Below are 17,175 nucleotides of genomic sequence, written 5' to 3'. Positions count from 1 at the left end.
AAGAGAAAAAAATCCTTAGTAAAAATAGAGTGAATAAGTAACTGTGTAAACAAAATTTGGAAATTCCGATGCCATCGCAACCAGATCTTTTTCTAGAATTTTTAAATCAATTCGAAGGCAATCAAGATACGATCCGCCATTTCCAGGCACCTGCGCGTATCAATATCATCGGCGAACATGTGGATTACCTAGGCGGAATCGTACTCCCCGCAGCCATTGATTTTTCCATAGAGTGTTTGATTCGCCCCAAAGATAACAATTCGATTATATTATACTCTAGTGACTTTGATCGCAAAACAGAAATAAACCGACCTTTTCGAAACTCAAAAGAAAATCCATGGGCAGATTACATTGCAGGCGTAATATTGGAATTGGAATCCTTAGGCCATCCCATTTCGGGATTCGAAATGCTCATCAAAGGAAACATTCCTCAAGGTGCAGGACTATCCTCTTCGGCTGCGCTGGAAGTTTTGATCGGATATTCACTTTCCACAGTTTTTCAAATCAAATTGACCAGACCCGAAATTGCCCTTATCGGACAAAAGGCCGAAAACAATTTGGTTGGAATGAAGTGCGGGATCATGGATCAATTTGTCATTGCCAATGGAAAAAAAGATCATTGTCTGTCTTTGAATACGGATTCTCTCGAATTCAATTATCACCATTTCGATTTGGGAGAAAATGAATTTTATCTCATCAATTCGAACGTAAAACACAGTTTAAAAGACAGCGAATACAATACCCGCAGAAAAGAATGCGAATCGGCATTGTCCAAAATTACCAGGATCAATTCTCAAATCACAAATTTGTATTCGTTTAGCATAGATAAGGCGGAATGGGGAAAATTCGATTTTACCGAAAATGAAGCGAAGCGAGTCATGCATGTGACATCAGAAAGAGAGAGGACAAAATCAGTTATCTTGGCTCTTTCATCGGGAAATTACGTCGAAGTAGGTAAATCTTTGTACGAATGCCATTGGTCTTTGTCTCAAAACTTTGAAGTTTCTTGTGAAGAAATCGATGCGATCGTAACTTTATTACGCGATCAGGGAGCAATTGGGGCTAGAATGATAGGTGGGGGCTTCGGAGGATGCGTACTTGTTCTGGATAAAGCTGTAAATTTTTTCAAAACTAGCTTCGAATTAGAAAAAAGTTATCAACAAAAGTTTGGGTATTCGGTAGAGTTCTACAAGTTTAGGATTTCTGACGGCGTTAAAGAGATTACACATTCATGAGCGAAAATTGGAACGATTATGCGATAGAAGCAGGTGACTTTAAAATGGAAGTCATAGAAAAGAACAGAGTTCTACTCCCTCAGACGGCAATTGTTTTTGAAGTTTCCGGGGAAATCAACTTGTACAATTCCCAAGCCATCAAAGAAAACCTGGAAAGACTGATCGAAAAAGGAATCGTACATATTTTTTTATATTTGGAATTGGTCTCCTATATAGATTCCTCCGGGCTTGGTGCATTTTTAGGAATCCATTCCAAATTATCGAAAGTGAACGGATTCATTCGTCTGGTTTCCCCTTCCGAAAAAGTCCGTTATGTGTTAGAGTTAACAAAACTGAAAAGCCTTCTCCAAATTTTTCCTACTTTAGAAGCAGCTTCGGAAGTTTTTTAATTAAAAGTAATTAGGAAAAAGATAACTTAATTTTTTCATCTGCTCTGGATTTCTTTTTTCCGGCGCGGTAATGATAGAGTATTTCGTACTTTCCTTGAGAGACTGATCATCGCTCAAACCTATTTGATCAATCAAAACGGATAAAAGCTTTTTAGATGCTTCCGCATTTTTTAATAAGTTTTGAATCACCATCTCAACAGTCACATGTGCTTCATCTTCTTTCCAACAATCATAATCCGTAGCAGTACATACCATCTGATAAACAATCTCCGCCTCACGGGCCAATTTTGCTTCGGGAAGCACGGACATATTGATGATATCTCCCCCGAGAGAACGATACATATGTGATTCGGCTCTTGTGGAAAAAAGAGGTCCTTCCATACAAACAAGTGTTTTGCCAATATGAACGTTTAACCCCAATGATTTGGCAGCGGATTCCGCTTTTTTGGCGAGGCTTGCAGAAAAAGGATCTGCAAAAGGGGCATGCGCCACAATTCCGTTTTCAAAAAAAGTGGCATGTCTAAGTTTTGTTCTATCAATGATCTGAGAAGGTATAATAAAATCCAAAGGATGAATCTCCTCTCTTAAACTTCCTACAGCACTGAACGCGATAATTTCTTCAACACCTAAGTTCTTTAAGGCGGCGATATTCGCTCTTGCAGGAACCTCAGTAGGACTTAAAAAATGTCCTCGCCCATGTCTCGGTAAAAATGCGATTTCTTTTCCCTTAAATACTCCAATCGTAATTGTGTCCGATGGTTTTCCCCAAGGAGTTTCCGGTTGAACCTCTCCCTTGATTTCCATACCTTCTAAAGAATACAATCCGCTCCCGCCGATGACACCTATCTTTACTGTCCCACTCATAAGATTACCTCTCGAAAGCATGTTGAAATTTATCTTTTTAGTTGCATTCGTTTTTTTAAGAATCAAATTAGAGTTTGCCGAAAAGGAGAATTCATGAGCCTAAAGAAAAAACTTACTACCGTTTGTATTACATCCATCATCCTTCTATGTTTTGGAACCGACGCCGATCCTAGTTTTGATTCTTCAACGGAAGAAGACCGCAAAAACGTCAGTGTTACTATTTATAACGGCGGAGTAGGACTGGTCAGAGAAACAAGAAATATAGATCTTCCCAAAGGAATTCGCATTTTAAGATTCGAAGATGTTCCTTCGCAAATCATCCCTCAAACCGTTCGGGTCAAAGCCACCGATCCGAAAAAACTCACAGTATTCGAACAAAATTATGAATACGATCTTATTTCTCAAGAAAGACTCTTGGAGAAATATATAGGCAAAGAAGTTACCATTTATAGAGATTCCTATGAAAAAGGGAAAGAAATTCCGACCAAGGCAACTCTCATTGCAAATAACGGAAGCCCTGTTTATAAAATCGGAAATGAAATCTCCCTTGGATACTACGGAAGAGTCACCGTTCCCACAATCCCGGACAATTTATTCGCCAAACCAACATTAGTTTGGAAATTAAAAAACGACACTGAAAAAGAACAGGAATTGGAAGTATCCTACCAAACACACGGAATGAGTTGGTCCGCCGATTATATCCTGGTTTTGGAAAAAAACGAAGAAGAAGCAGGACTGAATTCCTGGGTCACTTTGAACAATACTTCGGGAACCAGATTTTCCAATGCAACGTTGCAATTGGTTGCCGGAAAAGTGCAATTGGTGTCCAATCGTCCTCAACATGCACCTGCTATGCGAACAACAAAAAAGTCGATGGAAAGCGAGGCATACAGCGATGCGGCTCCGGAATTCCAACAGGAAAATCTTTCCGAATACTATTTATACACTTTAGACCAACCGACAACGATCGGTTACAATCAGACCAAACAAGTTCAGCTTTTCCAAACAGACAATGTAGGAATCAAAAAATATTTTGTTTTCGAAAATCTCCCGATGTATGAAGGAAATGAAAAAAATTTCAACAACGCAGATGTGAAATACATTTTCAAAAATTCCAAAAACAACAACTTAGGACGCCCTCTTCCGTCCGGTACAATTCGGGTCTTTAAGGCGGATTCGAAAGGCAGACAACAGTTATTAGGCGAAGACACAATTGACCACACTCCTGAAAACGAAGAAGTCAGAATCAAAACCGGTCAGGCATTCGATGTAGTTGCCAATGGAAAGAGAACCTCTTTCGAAAACTTTAAAATTTCCGACGGAAACAAAGCATCCTATTCCGTAGAAATTAGAAACAGAAAAAAAGAAAATATCGAGGTGCGCTTTTATGCTTCCCTTTGGGGAGATTGGACAATGACCAAGTCTTCTCATAAATTTATCAAAGAATCTTCTACAAAAACCTATTCCGATGTTCCGATCAAAGCGGGGGAAACGGTTAAAGTCGATTATACGATCGAGACAAAATACTGGTAAACTCAAATGATTGATGAAAGAAGTTTTCTTAAAAAACAGTTCTCAATAAGAACACCTTGACAAATAATTTAATCTTAGATAATTTGATATTAAACTAATGGGAACAAAATTCAAAGGCTCCAAAAAAGAGATCCATGCTCTAGATGCTTTTATTAAGCTGAAAAGAGCCGCTGAATCCGTATCTTCCCGTCTCATTGCGGATTTTGCAAAGAGCAATGTAACCGAAAGTCAATTCGGTGTGTTGGAGACTTTGCATCATCTAGGTCCTCTTTGTCAAAAAAGCTTAGGTGACAAAATCCTAAAGAGCACGGGCAATATCACCTTGGTGATAGACAACTTGGAAAAAAGAGGGCTGGTAGATCGGGTTCGAGACACTCAGGATCGTCGTTACATTACAATTCATCTTACCATCGAAGGTAAAAAGTTAATTGAATCCATGTTTCCCGATCATGTAAAACGAGTTACCGAAGAATTTTCCGTACTATCTATTGACGAACAGGAAACTTTGGGTAATATCTGTAGGAAGTTAGGAAAAAAGGATCATCACAATGAATAAAGCAGCGATTGTAGTTCGTTACATCTTAGGAACCATTTTCTTCGTATTCGGATTAAACGGTTTTTTTCAATTTTTACCCACACCCCCTATGCCGGAAGCAGCAGGAACATTTATCGGAGGAATGATCAGCTCAGGTTATTTGTTCCCTCTTCTCAAAGGCACCGAAGTGTTGGCCGGAGCGGCCTTACTTGCAAATTATTACGCTCGTTTGGCGCTAGTCATATTAGCTCCGATCACGATCAACATCTTTCTATTTCATGCCTTCTTAGCACCGGAAGGATTGCCGGTTGCAGTTATTTTAATTGCCGGTAATATCTTTTTAGCATACTTTCATAGAGACGCATTTGCATCGGTCCTTGTTGCAAGACCCAGACCGAAAAGTTAATCAATCTCTATAGTCCATAACCAAACGGAACCCCGCTCTTCTATCTTCCGATAGATTCGGGATTCCGCCGTAAGAACGTGCAATCGAACTTGAATTTTTTGCATTTTCAGAGAAAGAACCACCTCTCACTACTTTGTAGATTTTCCCGAAGGAAAAACTTTTCAAATGATGTCCTGGATAAAGCTCATACCAGCTGGAAGTCCATTCGGGAGCATTCCCACACATTCCTATGGCTCCATAAGGACTACTCCCTTCCGTAGACAATTCGTAAACAGACATTGTTTTTCCCCATTTGGATTCCCGGCAATTGCATAATAAAGAATCGAATTCATCACCAAATGGATATTTTGTGGTAATGATCTGATAGGATATTGTTTCATCCCTATTTGTATACTCTATGACTCCCGGACCTCGGGATGCTTTTTCCCATTCCCATTCGCTGGGAATTCTTTTGCCTACCCAGATGGCATATTTTTCCACTTCCCTGTAAGTCAGATTTACAACGGGGTGGTCTTCTTCTCCGGCCGGAAATTTGCCACCTAACCAATTTGTGGGCGATCTGCCGTTTGTCTGTTTCAGAAAATACATATATTCGGCATTGGTAACTTCGTATTTATCAATATAGAAAGACGGAATTTCTTTCAAATTGCCGAGCTTAGGATCATTATAATAAGGGTTGAAATTATCCGAACCGGAATCGGTTCCTTGTCCATATAAAAACAATCCGCGAGTTACAAGAACCATTTCCTTTCTATCTTTGGGATGGATGACCGATTTGCGGGGAGGAGTGTATCTTCCTTTGAAATATCCGCCCGGTTCAACATAAAAATCCTCTTCCACATAACTTGCAATATACGAATCTGTAGTAATTGCGGAGATTTTGGAGTTTGCATCGGGAGAATAATCTCCTACGAGAACTACTTCGAAATATTTGTCCTTCGGATGTATGTTCTTTTCTTCCCAGATGGTTTCTCTCAAAAGAAAAGTTCCGATGGGGAGGTTGGTTTCTTTTTGATAAACAGGGTAATCCTTTTTTGTTTCAAAAAGTGATTTCAGTTCGGTATTGGAATATTTTGCAATTTTTTGATTTCTATAAATGCGTATTTTGATCCAAAGCCGGTTTTTGTAGACTCCGGTCACATCTCCTTTCCAAAGTTGGACCTTTTTCTTTGTCGTAGCAAAAGGAGAAACTTCCTCGTCTTCCACATTCTCTTGAGAATAAAACGAAACGGGAAAATACAGCAAAATCAAAATTAAAATGAATAAGCGATTCATAAGCTCTGTCCCTATTATCGACCACTTTCGTCGAAAGCTTTTGATTGAATTTTTTTGACAATGTGTACAATGGCTTTCGAAGGAAATCAAACGAAGTGATTCAATTTCAATATAAACGGGAAAAAAACAACATCCTGATTTCCTTAAAAACGGATTCTACCCAATACGGCACATTCCATCGCATAGCGACTATTATTTATGCCCTAAAACTAGACATTTTATCGGGGGAATTGGGCACAATTGAGGAAAACGGGGTACAATTTACCGTAGATTCCTTCATTCTGCAGGCAGAAGACAATAATACAACCCAAGCGGCATTTCAACTGGGTGTGATGATGGATTCTCTTTTTTCCCAAAATGCCAAATTCGAAGAGATTTTGGAAAAACTGCAAATTCCCGAACCCGCCATAGGAACTTTTTTCAAAGAAAGTCCTGAATTTATTTTCACGGACTTAACAGAAAAGAATCAAACTTGTTTGTATTTGGAATCGAGTGCAGGGCGGGGGCTTTTGTATTATGTTTCCCGGATTTTGATGGAAAACAAAATCAATATTATCTCCGCAACGATTGAGACGGATCAACAATCCGGACGCGCCAAAGATAGTTTTTACTTAACAAGTGCAGGCGGTGCTATGTTCGCTTCAACTCCTCTTTCCGAAAAAATCAGAAACGAAATTTTAGCACCGCTGCAAACCAAAACAGTTTAGTTTTTACAAAGCACCTTGTTTTTGTTAGTTTTTGGTTCTGCGAAATTCGCACCAGTTTCCAACTTAACCGCAATTGCTTTGCTCTTTGATTTTACCGATTCATTTCCGGACCAGTATTTATCATCATTCTTTAACTCTTTAGGAGCATTTTTTGCAAAATCAGCAAGCTCTCCCTTGGAAGGAAGATTTGCACCGATTCCTTTGCAATAGGAAGAAGCATCAGACCAAACTTTCTTTTCGATTTTATCTACTAAAAAATTGGATGTCGCCGCTTTTGCTGCTTCTTCCGGAGCGGTAGGAGCTTCCGTAATCGCTTCAGTTTTTTTCTCTTCCACTTTTGGTGCTTCCACTTTCGCTGGTCCAGCTACAGGGGTTTGATTCTTCTTTGCAGAATATTTCGCATAACCTAGATAACCGATTGCTACTACACCTGCTAAAACTAGAAATAGATATACTCCATTTCCTGTTTCTGATTTTTCACTAGTTTCTGAAGTCGATTTAACTGCAGATTGCAATGACGTATGAGCGGATTCATCGCTCGCAAAAAGAGAACCAGACTCTTCTCTTACCGATTGTTTTTTTACCGAATTCTTCTTTGCGGCCGGCTTTTTAGCGGCTGCTTTTTTCTTAGCGGCAGAAGATGATTTTTTCGTTGCCATATAGAATATCCTTATTGCCGAGACAATTGTTATATTAGTTATCACATAAATTTAAAAAAAGCTGAAGAATATCTTTTCATTTTTGATTTTTTTTTAAATTTTTTTAAGTGTATTCCGCTTTCTCATCCAGAAACTAGCTTTTTAGATGAAGCAAATTCGAATTGGTTTGGTAGGTGTAGGTACTGTCGGTTCCGGACTCCTTCAGCTCCTGGAAAAAAATCGGGAGATTATCAAAGAAAGAAACAATCTGGATGTCCAACTGGTTGCCATTGCGACCCGTACACCGGAACGTGCAAAAGCGTATACCTCTCTCCCTGTTTCAAATGATGTGATCTCCATTACCACCCGACCTGATGTGGATATCGTCGTCGAATTGATAGGTGGAACCACTACGGCATTCGATGTAGTACATTCTGCACTGAGACACGGCAAAACAGTGATCACAGCCAATAAAGCGCTCCTTTCCGAAAAAGGAGACGAACTATTTTCCCAAGCTTGGAAAACCGGGGTCGAATTAGGATTCGAAGCCGCTGTCGCAGGCTCTATCCCTATCATCCGTACTCTCAGAGACGGACTCTCCTCTTGCGAATTCGAAGTACTTTGCGGAATATTAAACGGAACCACCAATTTTATCTTAACAAAAATGGAAGAAGAGAATTGGGACTATTCCGCTGCTTTGAAAAAAGCCCAAGACTTAGGATTTGCGGAAACGGATCCTACCTTTGATGTGGAAGGGATTGATGCAGGTCATAAAATTTCGCTGCTCTCCTCTCTAGCCTTTCGGGAAAAGGTTCCTTTCGGAGACTTACAAGTAGAGGGAATTAGTAAATTAAAATCTATTGATATTCTATCCAGCAAGTCTTTGGGCTATAGAATCAAATTATTGGGTATTTCCAAAAAAACTTCAGGCGGGATTTTAACAAAAGTTCATCCTACACTCGTTCCTTTAAATCACCCTCTTGCCAACGTGATGAACGAATTCAATGCAGTGTATTATAAAACTGTTGAATCCGGTGCGGGAATGGTGACAGGAAAAGGTGCAGGTGCACTTCCTACTGCGAGCGCCGTACTTGCCGATTTGATTTTTTATGCGTCCAAATTCGGGGTCAAAGATTCCATCATTGAAAATAATATTTTTCCAAAATCGGAAAAAGCTGAGGAAAAGGAAAATGCAGCCCGCTACTATTTACGCTTTTCCACATTGGACAAACCGGGGGTTCTTGCCGAAATTGCAAAAGTATTAGGCAAAAACAATATTTCTATAGCATCTGTTCAACAAAAGGAAGCAGACAAGGAGCCAGTCCACGTAATTGTTCTCACTCATTCTGCAACAGAAGGTGATTTCAAAAAATCAATCGAAGAAATTGATGAAATGTCTTCCATCATAAAAGAAAAAACAGTAGCCATTCGTTTGCTTGAAAACTTATAATTAAAACTGCCACCCTTTCATGGAAACTTTAGAATTTTCCTCTCTCACTTTAAGCATCGAAACCTTTGAAATCAAAGAAGATAAAGTCTTACTTGTCTCTTTCAACGGTCAAATCACAAATACAAATGCTTATGAAATCAACCAGAGTATTTCTCAAATTTTCAAAGGAAATATATTCAATCTGATTTTGGATCTGACCAATCTGCAGTACATCAATAGTATCGGTGTCGCAACTTTACTTGGAATGATCAAAACCGTTGAACAAAACGGAGGTGTGATGTTGCTCGGAGGTCTAAATCACTTTTTGGAAAACGTGATCAAATTGATGGATCTGCCGAAGCATGTGAAAATCCATCAAAGTAAGGAAGAAGCAATCAAAAACTGGCCAAATTAAGAGGCCAAAACCTTTTCCTGTTTTCCCATCCAAAGTCTTGATTCAATCAAACTCAATAGTTCGCTCAAACCTAATTTAGTAATAGCTGAGACTAAAATTTCCTCATCATTTTTTAATTTCTCAAAAAACTCAGGATCCAAATTATCTGCTTTGTTATAAATCACAAGCCTTGGAATTTCGTGCAAGTTAAGGCCGTTTAGGATTCCGTCCACTGCTTCCATTTGCTCTGTATAGTTCGGATTGGAAATATCAACCACGTGCATAAGCAAATCAGCATCTCCTAATTCTTCTAAAGTGGCTTTGAAGGCCTGAGAAAGATCTGGGGGAAGGTCGTGAATGAATCCAACCGTATCGGAAATAATGATTTCTCTTTCCTCCGGAAAACGAATCCGCCTTGTTGTCGGATCAAGAGTAGCAAATAGTTTATCTTCTGCGATCACTTCCGAATTGGTAAGCGCATTGAGAAGAGTGGACTTTCCCGCATTTGTATAACCGACAATCGCAACGATAGGAACTTCATTTCTGGTACGTGCTTTTCGATTGAGTTCACGTCTTTTTTTCAAAGATTCCAATTCAATTTCAAGCCTTGTGATCTTTTCCTCTACCCTTCGTTTTCCGATTTCCAGTTTCGTTTCACCCGGTCCTCTTCCACCAATACCACCAGTTAGGCGAGACATATTGTCGTCCAACTCGGAAAGACGGTTTTTTAGGTACTTCAATTGGGCAAGTTCCACTTGGAGTTTACCATCTCTGGATTTTGCATTTTTGGAAAAGATATCCAAAATGAGTTGAGTCCTATCTATGATTTTTAAATCCGTAGCATCAGAAATTTTTTTTGCCTGTGCAGGAGCAAGTTCCAAATCAAAAATCAAAAGTTCAATGTCTTTGTGGACGGATTTTAAAATGATCTCTTGCAATTTTCCTTTTCCAACAACTGTGGAAGGATCGGCCGCTTTTTTTTGGATATAAACATCAACTACATGAATATCAGCGGTTTTACAAAGCTCCCGTAACTCGTCCATGGAATGTTCCGGTGTACGTCGCATCTTTCTTGCATCATAAACTCCCACAAGGAAAGCCCGATTGAATTTTTGCGATTCTTTGAGATTTGAATTTTTTTTAGTGAATTCCGTTTCTAGCGCTTGCACTTCATCAGCATAACCTTCTATTAGCTGGCCTGGAAATCTTCGTTTTTCCAAAACCCAAGGATCCGCAGCATCGGGATCAGGGTTAATATATGCAGAATAAAAATACTTGGGAATTCCTTCGGAATCCACAACGGCAGCGGTGATGGAATCAAAACGATTCAATACCAAGTCCATCAGATCTTCCTGATTGAGTGCTTCGTCCTTGAGATGGCTATGGAAGAGTCGGAGGCCGCGCAAACGGGAGTGAGCTACACGGTAGCGATCCAAATGAGGGATTTCGATAGAATGATCGCTGCCCACGATGAGATGGGTGACATAACCGGATCTATCGATCAAGGTTCCGATTTGTCTTCTGATTTCAACGGAAAGCTCTCCTACACTGCGAGCAAAGTCCAGTGTGATGATGGAATCGCTTCGAAGTCGCTTTTCCGAGAGAGATTTTAACTTTTTTAGGTGGTTTGGCTTAAGTCCACCCAGATTGCCGCTAATTTTACTTATGGTCAGATACCGATATAGATAGTATGGAAGTAGGCTACCACAAATATACCATGGGTCAAGACATAATTTTCAAATGGAGCATCGGATGTCTTATCCTTCTTAGTTTGAACTGTTCCTCGGCGAGACCTTTCCGATTAACGAACGTTTCACCTAAGTTTAAAGATTTTCAAGGAACCGATTTGGACCCTTATAGGGAAAAAAAGGAATCGATTGTTATTACAAGTAAACCTAAATACGACGAACATATTTTAAGTGCAAAACGAAGTATCTCCACTCTTAAGTTTGCTGAAAAAGTAGCCCTAAAAGCGGAATTAAAAAAATCCGAAGGACAAAGCATCCAAGCGGAAATGTCGGCGGCCTCCTATTTGGAAGAAGATCTTCCCCCTGTTATCGCAGGTCTTGAGAATCTAAAAAGAAAGAATATAGAATTATTAGATGATGCTCCGAATGATTTTGACGGCCCTAGCATAGGGGAAGCAAGCGGTGCTCTGGAAGAAATTCAGGAAAATTTAAATCTTTATATTCCTAAAGCAGATAAAATATTTCAGTCGATAAAAAACATTCGAGCAGATAGCAATAATTATGCGGAAAAAAAAGAAATTCCCGTAAAAGAAGTAGAAGAACCCAAGGAAGTAAAAAAAGACCCTGAGATCAAACAGGAAGAAAAACCGAAAGAGCCTGAGAAAAAAAATAAATTCGGGAAAAGAGATATAAAAGACATCTCTATACCTAAAGAGAAAATACAAATCAATCGGGTTACAAAAAAAAATAAAGTCACAGGGTCTGCAAATGAACTGATTGCCGAACAAGTTTCCAAAGAAGATACAAATCTTACTGATGACGAAAAAAAAGAAAAAGAATACACGGAAAAAATCCGCAAAGGGTTAGTGGAAGTATTCACCTACGAATATTATAAAAAAGCAAAAAGTTTGGAAAAGCTTTTACTCTCACATCCTATCCCGCGGATTCGTTCTGCGGCTGCGCTTGCTTTAGGAAGATTAAAAGCCGGTAGAGCAACTTTACAAAATGCTATCGACAAAGACGGCTACCAAGTACGGCCGGCTGCATACAAAGCCCTCTCCGATATCGGTGACAAACGTTCTCTTGCCTATTTTTTCTCCGGAACAAAAGCAGAAGACCCCGAAGTAATCGCTGTTAGTTTTGAAGGACTGGGAAAAACAAAAGATCCTGCAGGAAGGGAATTGATCCTGAACCAAGGATTGAGTTCCGAATATGTAATCATAGTCGGAGGTTCGCTTCGAGGACTTGCTTACCATAAAATTCCGGCAGATGTAGAGATCATTGAAAAATTCATCCGATCGGAAGACAAAGAAATCAAAGAAGCCGCCATTGAGGCATTGTCCATTCACGGAAGCCGGGAAAGTTTGCGAATTCTGGAGCAAAATGTAAAAGAACAACCTGATCTTGCTTCAAAAATCTTGGATGAAATCGGCAAAAGTCCGAGTCTTGCCGCTACCTTCTCTTTAATTCGATTGAATGAGTCTATTGAAAATGAGAACCTCACGAAAAGAATCGGAGAACTTCTTTTAAAGAGAAAGGCATTTGGAAAATATGCAATCATACTGATAGAAGATGATTTCATCCGAATGGAACCAAACGAAAGATCGAGACCTCTGTCGTATATCAAAGCTAAAGAAGTAGGTTTGGTGTTAGGTGAAACGAAGAAAGAATTTTCCGCTCGCATCGAAGATGATATCGTCACTGATAAATACATTCAAATCAAGATCGAATCCACGTTGCCGGGCAGCAGCAATCAATTTGTGATAGGATGGGTATTTTATCCCAAACTGGAAATCATCGAAGTAAAAAAACTCAGCGGGAATTCATCATCAAAAGGCAAATATTCAAATTTCAGTAAAGGAAAACATCAAAATCTGTTCAATCCTACCGACAAAGAAAAAGCGGAAGCCCCTTCCGAAGAATAAACCTTAGTAAGGCTTTGGATTTTTATTAGAAAGTCGGGTGGGTACCCACTCGACGACTCCTTTTTTCAAAGGAACCTTGGGGATCATCCAATGCAAACCGCAAAACAAAGGTAAAAACCATCTGGAAAAAGACATTACACCTAACACGTCAAATCCGGTAGAAGCGATCACTTTCACTCCAGCATATCCGTCTTTATGAATTTTCCGCATCATCCATAAGCCTGAAGTTTGTGTTTCCATCGTCACATCGGAGATGATCATTTGATATTGTTTATGATTTGAATATAATTTCCAACCTTCTGCCGCATCTACTGCCCGATCAGAGGAAATTCCTTTGGAGGAAAAATAAGAAATTAAATTATTTGCATACTTATCGTTGTCATCAACGATCAAAATTCGATTCATATCTGTATTTCCGCATCTAAAAATTGACTATCGTGTAACTTGCGATAAATTCCGTTCCGGGCAAGCAAAGTATCATGATCTCCTTGCTCCTTGATCTCACCGTCTTCCACTACAACGATATTGGGAACTCGGCGAATCGTAGAAAGTCTATGAGCAATGATAAAAGTAGTTCTATTTTTAAATAACCTTTCCAAGGCCCGACTCACAAGTCTCTCTGATTCCGCATCCAAAGCACTGGTGGCTTCGTCCAGGATCATAATTTCCGGGTTACGTAAAAGCGCCCTGGCAATTACCAAACGTTGTCTTTGCCCGCCGCTTAGATTGAGTCCTCGAACTCCGAGCACAGTATCGTATCCGAATTCCATTTCACTGATAAAATCATGGGCATTTGCCAAACGAGCAGCACGAATCACATCCTTTCGACCGACCCCCGCAGTTCCATAGGCTATGTTATCCGCTACGGTTCCGTGAAATAAAAATATTTCTTGAGTAACGATTCCCATTTTGCTTCTCAATGACTTAAGCGAAATCTCCTGGATATCAATTCCATCAATGGCAATTCTACCTTGAGTCGGTTCAAAGAATCTGGGGATCAAATCCATAAGAGTGGATTTTCCGCTTCCGCTGGTTCCCACAAAGGCATAGGTTTCACCTAACTTCACATCCAGGTTGATTCCTTTTAAAACTTCCTGGTTTGTGCCCGGATAGGCAAAGTGAATGTTTTCAAAACGAATTCCTTCACGGATGGATTCTATTTTTTTATCAGTCAGATTTTCTTCAACTTCTGCCTCACGGTCTATGATTTCAAAAATCCTTTTTCCCGCTGAATTGGCTTGGGTGATTTTACCCACCATTTGGGAAAGTTGGGTCAGAGGTCTGAGTAGAAATAATAAAGTCAAAAGAAACGCCATAAATTCACCTTGTGTGAATTTACCGGAATAAATGAATCTTGCACCTAACGCAAAATAACCCAGCACCACGATGGAAGAAGTCAATTCGACAAGACTCGGTGCCATTTGGAGGTAAAATTGACCCTTAAAGGTTCTGCGATAGACTTTGTGATTGATGTTTTTGAATTTTTCCACATCGGCTTTTTCTTGGCGAAAAGTACGAATCACCTTAATGCCCGAAATAAATTCCTGGATATGGCTATTTAGATCCGCCACTTTTTCTTGAAATCTTGTGGTGGAACTGGATATCTTTCTGGTAAACAAAGTCACCGGGAGGATTACCACAGGGATTGTGAGGCAAGCCATCACGAGCAATTCGGAATTGAGATAAATCAAAATCATCAAATGGGTTAGCACGTAAAAAAAATTGATTACCGCATCACGTAAGTTACTCGAAATGACCGCAGCAACAATTTCCGCATCGTTGATCACACGACTCATGATAAGTCCGGTCTTTTCTTTATAAAAATACGTCAAAGGCAATCTTTGGATTTTTCGGAACAATTCCTGGCGGATATCTCTCACTCCTCGATATCCTGCGGTGGCAATACAGAAGACCGAAATTAAATAAGTAACTACCTTAAAAAGATAAAGCGGAAAAACGGCAAAACAAACCGCCCAAACCACTTCTTTCGGTTCCATATCTTTGGTCAGGTCGTTGATCTGTAGTTTGGCGGAAATGATGAGTCGCTTGGCTCTTTCCAATCCATCCAAAGAATCTTCCCCCAGTAATACTTCCTGAAGTAGGATAGTTTTTTCCGGCAATGTCAGATCCAAATGAAAACGGTTTGTGCTATCTCCACCTAACGAATCAAATAGCGGAATAAGTGCGGAAAGGGAAATACCATTCAGTATGGCGGTTAATAAGGCAAATAATAGTCCGAGAAAAAAACGATTTTTATATCGCAAAGAATAAGATAATAATCTTAAGAAATACTTCATCTATTCTTTCCAATCTCACAAAAATTCTGAATTAATTTTTTTCCAAACTGAGTCAGAATGGATTCGGGATGAAATTGAACTCCAAACAAATTTTGATGATCCTTATGCCTGATTCCCATAATCACACCATCTTTTGTTTTAGCTGTCACTTCCAATTCGGCGGGAAGTTCTTCTTCAGATACCACCCAAGAATGGTATCGGTTTGCTAAAAAAGGCGATGTAATTTGAGAAAAGACTCCTTGTCCATCATGATAGACCTCGGACACACGTCCATGGAAGATTTCGGGTGCTTTGACCAGTTTGGAACCGAAAAATTCCGCTAATGCCTGATGCCCCAAACACACTCCTAAGATCGGTTTTTTTAAAACAAGTTCCGAGATATGTCCCATAAGTTTTCCCGAAGTCTTCGGCAAACCGGGACCAGGTGATAAAACTACTCCTGTAATCAAATCCATTGATTCTAATGGAAGATCTTCCGTATTTTGTATGACCTTAACCTCATCCCATTCCCTTAAGTACTGGTATAGGATATAAGTAAAGGAATCATAATTGTCGATTAACAGTAACATGGTTTTTGAAGAATTACCAACGAAGATAATCTCTATGACACTGTGATTGCCATAGGGAGAGTTTTGAGAAAACAAGACTAATCTCTCAAAACTCTTTGTATCGGTTAAAGATTCGGACTTTCGATTCCTACGCCGTCATTTAGAAACTTCGAAATGATTACCCTTTGGATTTGAGAAGTACCTTCGTAAATTTGAAAGATTTTAACATCACGCATCAATTTTTCTACCGGGTATTCTTCATTGAATCCGTATCCGCCGAAAACCTGAACCGCATCTGTACAAACTCGCATTGCCATATCCGCACAAAAAACCTTTGCGATAGAAGCTTGGTAAGTATTTCTATAACCATTGTCAATCAACCAACCGGCTTGGTAACAAAGCAATCTACCCGCTTCAATGTCACGAGCCATTTCTGCAATCGGGAAACTTACACCTTGGTTGACTGAAATCGGTTTTCCGAATGCGTTTCTTGTGTTCGCATAACGAATGGAATGATCCATTGCAGCGCGGGCAACACCAACCGCTCCGATCGCCACAGTAGGACGAGTGTGATCGAACGCACCCATTGCAATTTTGAATCCGTCCCCTTCTTTGCCTACCATTTGCCATTTTGGAACTTTCAAATCTTCAAATGTCACCGAACGCGTGTCAGAACATCTTTGTCCCATATTTTTTTCTTTTTTGCCTAGAATGATTCCGGGAGTTTTTGCATCTACGATGAACCCGCTCATTCCTTTATGGCCTGCATTTGAATCCGTCTTTGCTAAAATAAAAAACCAATCCGCAAAACCCGCATTGGTGATCCACATTTTGGAACCATTGATGATATAATCATCTCCGACCCGTTTAGCAGTTGTTCGTATGCCAGCAACATCGGAACCGGCACCCGGCTCTGTTACTGCATAGGCCGCCATAGTGAGCTGATCCGCCATAGGTTGGATGAATTTTTTCAAAATTTCATCACTTGCACCAAGTAGAACCGGTGCCAAGGCAAGATTGTTTGCAAGGATCGCAGTGGAAACTCCGGAACATGCGTAAAATAATTCTTCGAATGTGATAATTTCGTCCATAACAGTCATTCCTGCACCGTTGTATTCGGTGGGGATATGTAAGTTCATGAGCCCGACGTCATGGGCTTTTTTAAGGATTTCTTTGGGAAACTCACCTGTATGATCATGATGTTCTGCATTGGGTGCAATTTCATTTTTTGCAAAATCACGGGCTAAATCCCGGAGAGCTTTTTGTTCGTCAGTTAGTGAGAAATCAATCATGACAGGCCTTTGTTCAGTTT

General features: G+C 39.8%; 17 protein-coding genes. 9 read left to right on the top strand and 8 right to left on the bottom strand.

The annotated features are described in order from the left end of the window. Nucleotides 1–68: 68 nt before the first annotated feature. Together galK and EHS11_RS07640 are read left to right on the top strand one after the other, a co-directional pair. Nucleotides 69–1,235 carry a galactokinase gene (gene galK / locus EHS11_RS07645; protein WP_135763791.1) on the top strand — a complete coding sequence of 389 codons (1,167 nt, stop codon included), beginning with the start codon at nt 69–71 and terminating at the stop codon, nt 1,233–1,235. Continuing rightward, the gene (locus EHS11_RS07640; protein ID WP_135763790.1) at nt 1,232–1,624 is read left to right on the top strand and encodes an STAS domain-containing protein; all 393 of its coding nucleotides are present in this window, start codon (nt 1,232–1,234) and stop codon (nt 1,622–1,624) included. The genes galK and EHS11_RS07640 overlap by 4 nt, the downstream gene beginning before the upstream one ends. On the opposite strand, the gene mtnP is transcribed toward EHS11_RS07640, so the two are convergent. Further along, a complete protein-coding gene (gene mtnP, locus EHS11_RS07635) occupies nt 1,625–2,488 on the bottom strand; it encodes an S-methyl-5'-thioadenosine phosphorylase (RefSeq protein ID WP_135763789.1) in 864 nt (287 codons plus the stop codon). Between the two features lie 93 nt (nt 2,489–2,581). Here mtnP and EHS11_RS07630 point away from each other — a divergent pair, with 93 nt between their 5' ends. The 3 genes from EHS11_RS07630 (at nt 2,582) to EHS11_RS07620 (ending at nt 4,962) form a co-directional block, all read left to right on the top strand. Next, nucleotides 2,582–4,021: a DUF4139 domain-containing protein gene (locus tag EHS11_RS07630; protein ID WP_135763788.1), complete on the top strand. Its 1,440-nt coding sequence runs from the start codon at nt 2,582–2,584 to the stop codon at nt 4,019–4,021. A 97-nt stretch (nt 4,022–4,118) separates the two neighbouring features. Beyond that, complete coding sequence (locus tag EHS11_RS07625; protein WP_135763787.1) at nt 4,119–4,577, top strand: MarR family winged helix-turn-helix transcriptional regulator; 459 nt, start codon at nt 4,119–4,121, stop codon at nt 4,575–4,577. Further along, a complete protein-coding gene (locus tag EHS11_RS07620; protein ID WP_135763786.1) occupies nt 4,570–4,962 on the top strand; it encodes a hypothetical protein in 393 nt (130 codons plus the stop codon). Before EHS11_RS07625 ends, EHS11_RS07620 begins: the two co-directional genes overlap by 8 nt. Here the strand turns inward: EHS11_RS07620 and EHS11_RS07615 are convergent, their stop codons facing one another. Then, nucleotides 4,963–6,237 carry a formylglycine-generating enzyme family protein gene (locus EHS11_RS07615; RefSeq protein WP_135763785.1) on the bottom strand — a complete coding sequence of 425 codons (1,275 nt, stop codon included), beginning with the start codon at nt 6,235–6,237 and terminating at the stop codon, nt 4,963–4,965. It abuts the gene before it with no gap. A gap of 95 nt (nt 6,238–6,332) precedes the next feature. Between EHS11_RS07615 and EHS11_RS07610 the strand changes: the two genes are divergently transcribed. Then, nucleotides 6,333–6,944 carry a hypothetical protein gene (locus EHS11_RS07610; RefSeq protein ID WP_135763784.1) on the top strand — a complete coding sequence of 204 codons (612 nt, stop codon included), beginning with the start codon at nt 6,333–6,335 and terminating at the stop codon, nt 6,942–6,944. On the opposite strand, the gene EHS11_RS07605 is transcribed toward EHS11_RS07610, so the two are convergent. Continuing rightward, a complete protein-coding gene (locus EHS11_RS07605; protein WP_135763783.1) occupies nt 6,941–7,603 on the bottom strand; it encodes a hypothetical protein in 663 nt (220 codons plus the stop codon). The genes EHS11_RS07610 and EHS11_RS07605 overlap by 4 nt on opposite strands. A 145-nt stretch (nt 7,604–7,748) precedes the next feature. On the opposite strand from EHS11_RS07605, the gene EHS11_RS07600 reads away from it, so the two are divergent. Further along, on the top strand, nt 7,749–9,032 hold the full coding sequence (locus EHS11_RS07600) for a homoserine dehydrogenase (protein WP_135763782.1): 1,284 nt from the start codon (nt 7,749–7,751) through the stop codon (nt 9,030–9,032). Nucleotides 9,033–9,051: 19 nt separating this feature from the next. Beyond that, the gene (locus tag EHS11_RS07595; protein WP_135763781.1) at nt 9,052–9,426 is read left to right on the top strand and encodes an STAS domain-containing protein; all 375 of its coding nucleotides are present in this window, start codon (nt 9,052–9,054) and stop codon (nt 9,424–9,426) included. Here EHS11_RS07595 and hflX read toward each other — a convergent pair. Next, nucleotides 9,423–11,117, bottom strand: a complete 1,695-nt coding sequence (hflX, locus tag EHS11_RS07590) for a GTPase HflX (protein WP_246047704.1) — start codon at nt 11,115–11,117, stop codon at nt 9,423–9,425. The two genes, EHS11_RS07595 and hflX, sit on opposite strands and share 4 nt — an antisense overlap. On the opposite strand from hflX, the gene EHS11_RS07585 reads away from it, so the two are divergent. Then, a complete protein-coding gene (locus EHS11_RS07585) occupies nt 11,096–13,018 on the top strand; it encodes a HEAT repeat domain-containing protein (protein ID WP_246047670.1) in 1,923 nt (640 codons plus the stop codon). The two genes, hflX and EHS11_RS07585, sit on opposite strands and share 22 nt — an antisense overlap. 3 nt (nt 13,019–13,021) lie before the next feature. Here the strand turns inward: EHS11_RS07585 and EHS11_RS07580 are convergent, their stop codons facing one another. From EHS11_RS07580 to EHS11_RS07565, 4 genes are all read right to left on the bottom strand, one after another. Then, nucleotides 13,022–13,423, bottom strand: coding sequence for a response regulator (locus EHS11_RS07580; RefSeq protein ID WP_135763779.1), 402 nt, complete (start codon nt 13,421–13,423; stop codon nt 13,022–13,024). After that, nucleotides 13,420–15,315: an ABC transporter ATP-binding protein gene (locus EHS11_RS07575; RefSeq protein WP_135763778.1), complete on the bottom strand. Its 1,896-nt coding sequence runs from the start codon at nt 15,313–15,315 to the stop codon at nt 13,420–13,422. Before EHS11_RS07575 ends, EHS11_RS07580 begins: the two co-directional genes overlap by 4 nt. Next, nucleotides 15,312–15,884, bottom strand: coding sequence for an anthranilate synthase component II (locus EHS11_RS07570; protein ID WP_135763957.1), 573 nt, complete (start codon nt 15,882–15,884; stop codon nt 15,312–15,314). The genes EHS11_RS07575 and EHS11_RS07570 overlap by 4 nt, the downstream gene beginning before the upstream one ends. A gap of 104 nt (nt 15,885–15,988) precedes the next feature. After that, a complete protein-coding gene (locus EHS11_RS07565; protein WP_135763777.1) occupies nt 15,989–17,155 on the bottom strand; it encodes an acyl-CoA dehydrogenase family protein in 1,167 nt (388 codons plus the stop codon). Nucleotides 17,156–17,175: the final 20 nt, after the last annotated feature.

Origin of the sequence: Leptospira ilyithenensis, assembly GCF_004771005.1 — a bacterium.
GTDB classification, from domain to species: Bacteria; Spirochaetota; Leptospiria; order Leptospirales; family Leptospiraceae; genus Leptospira_A; species Leptospira_A ilyithenensis.
The sequence above is the reverse complement of the archived record's forward strand: the minus strand, read 5'-3'. Positions and strand labels throughout refer to the sequence as shown.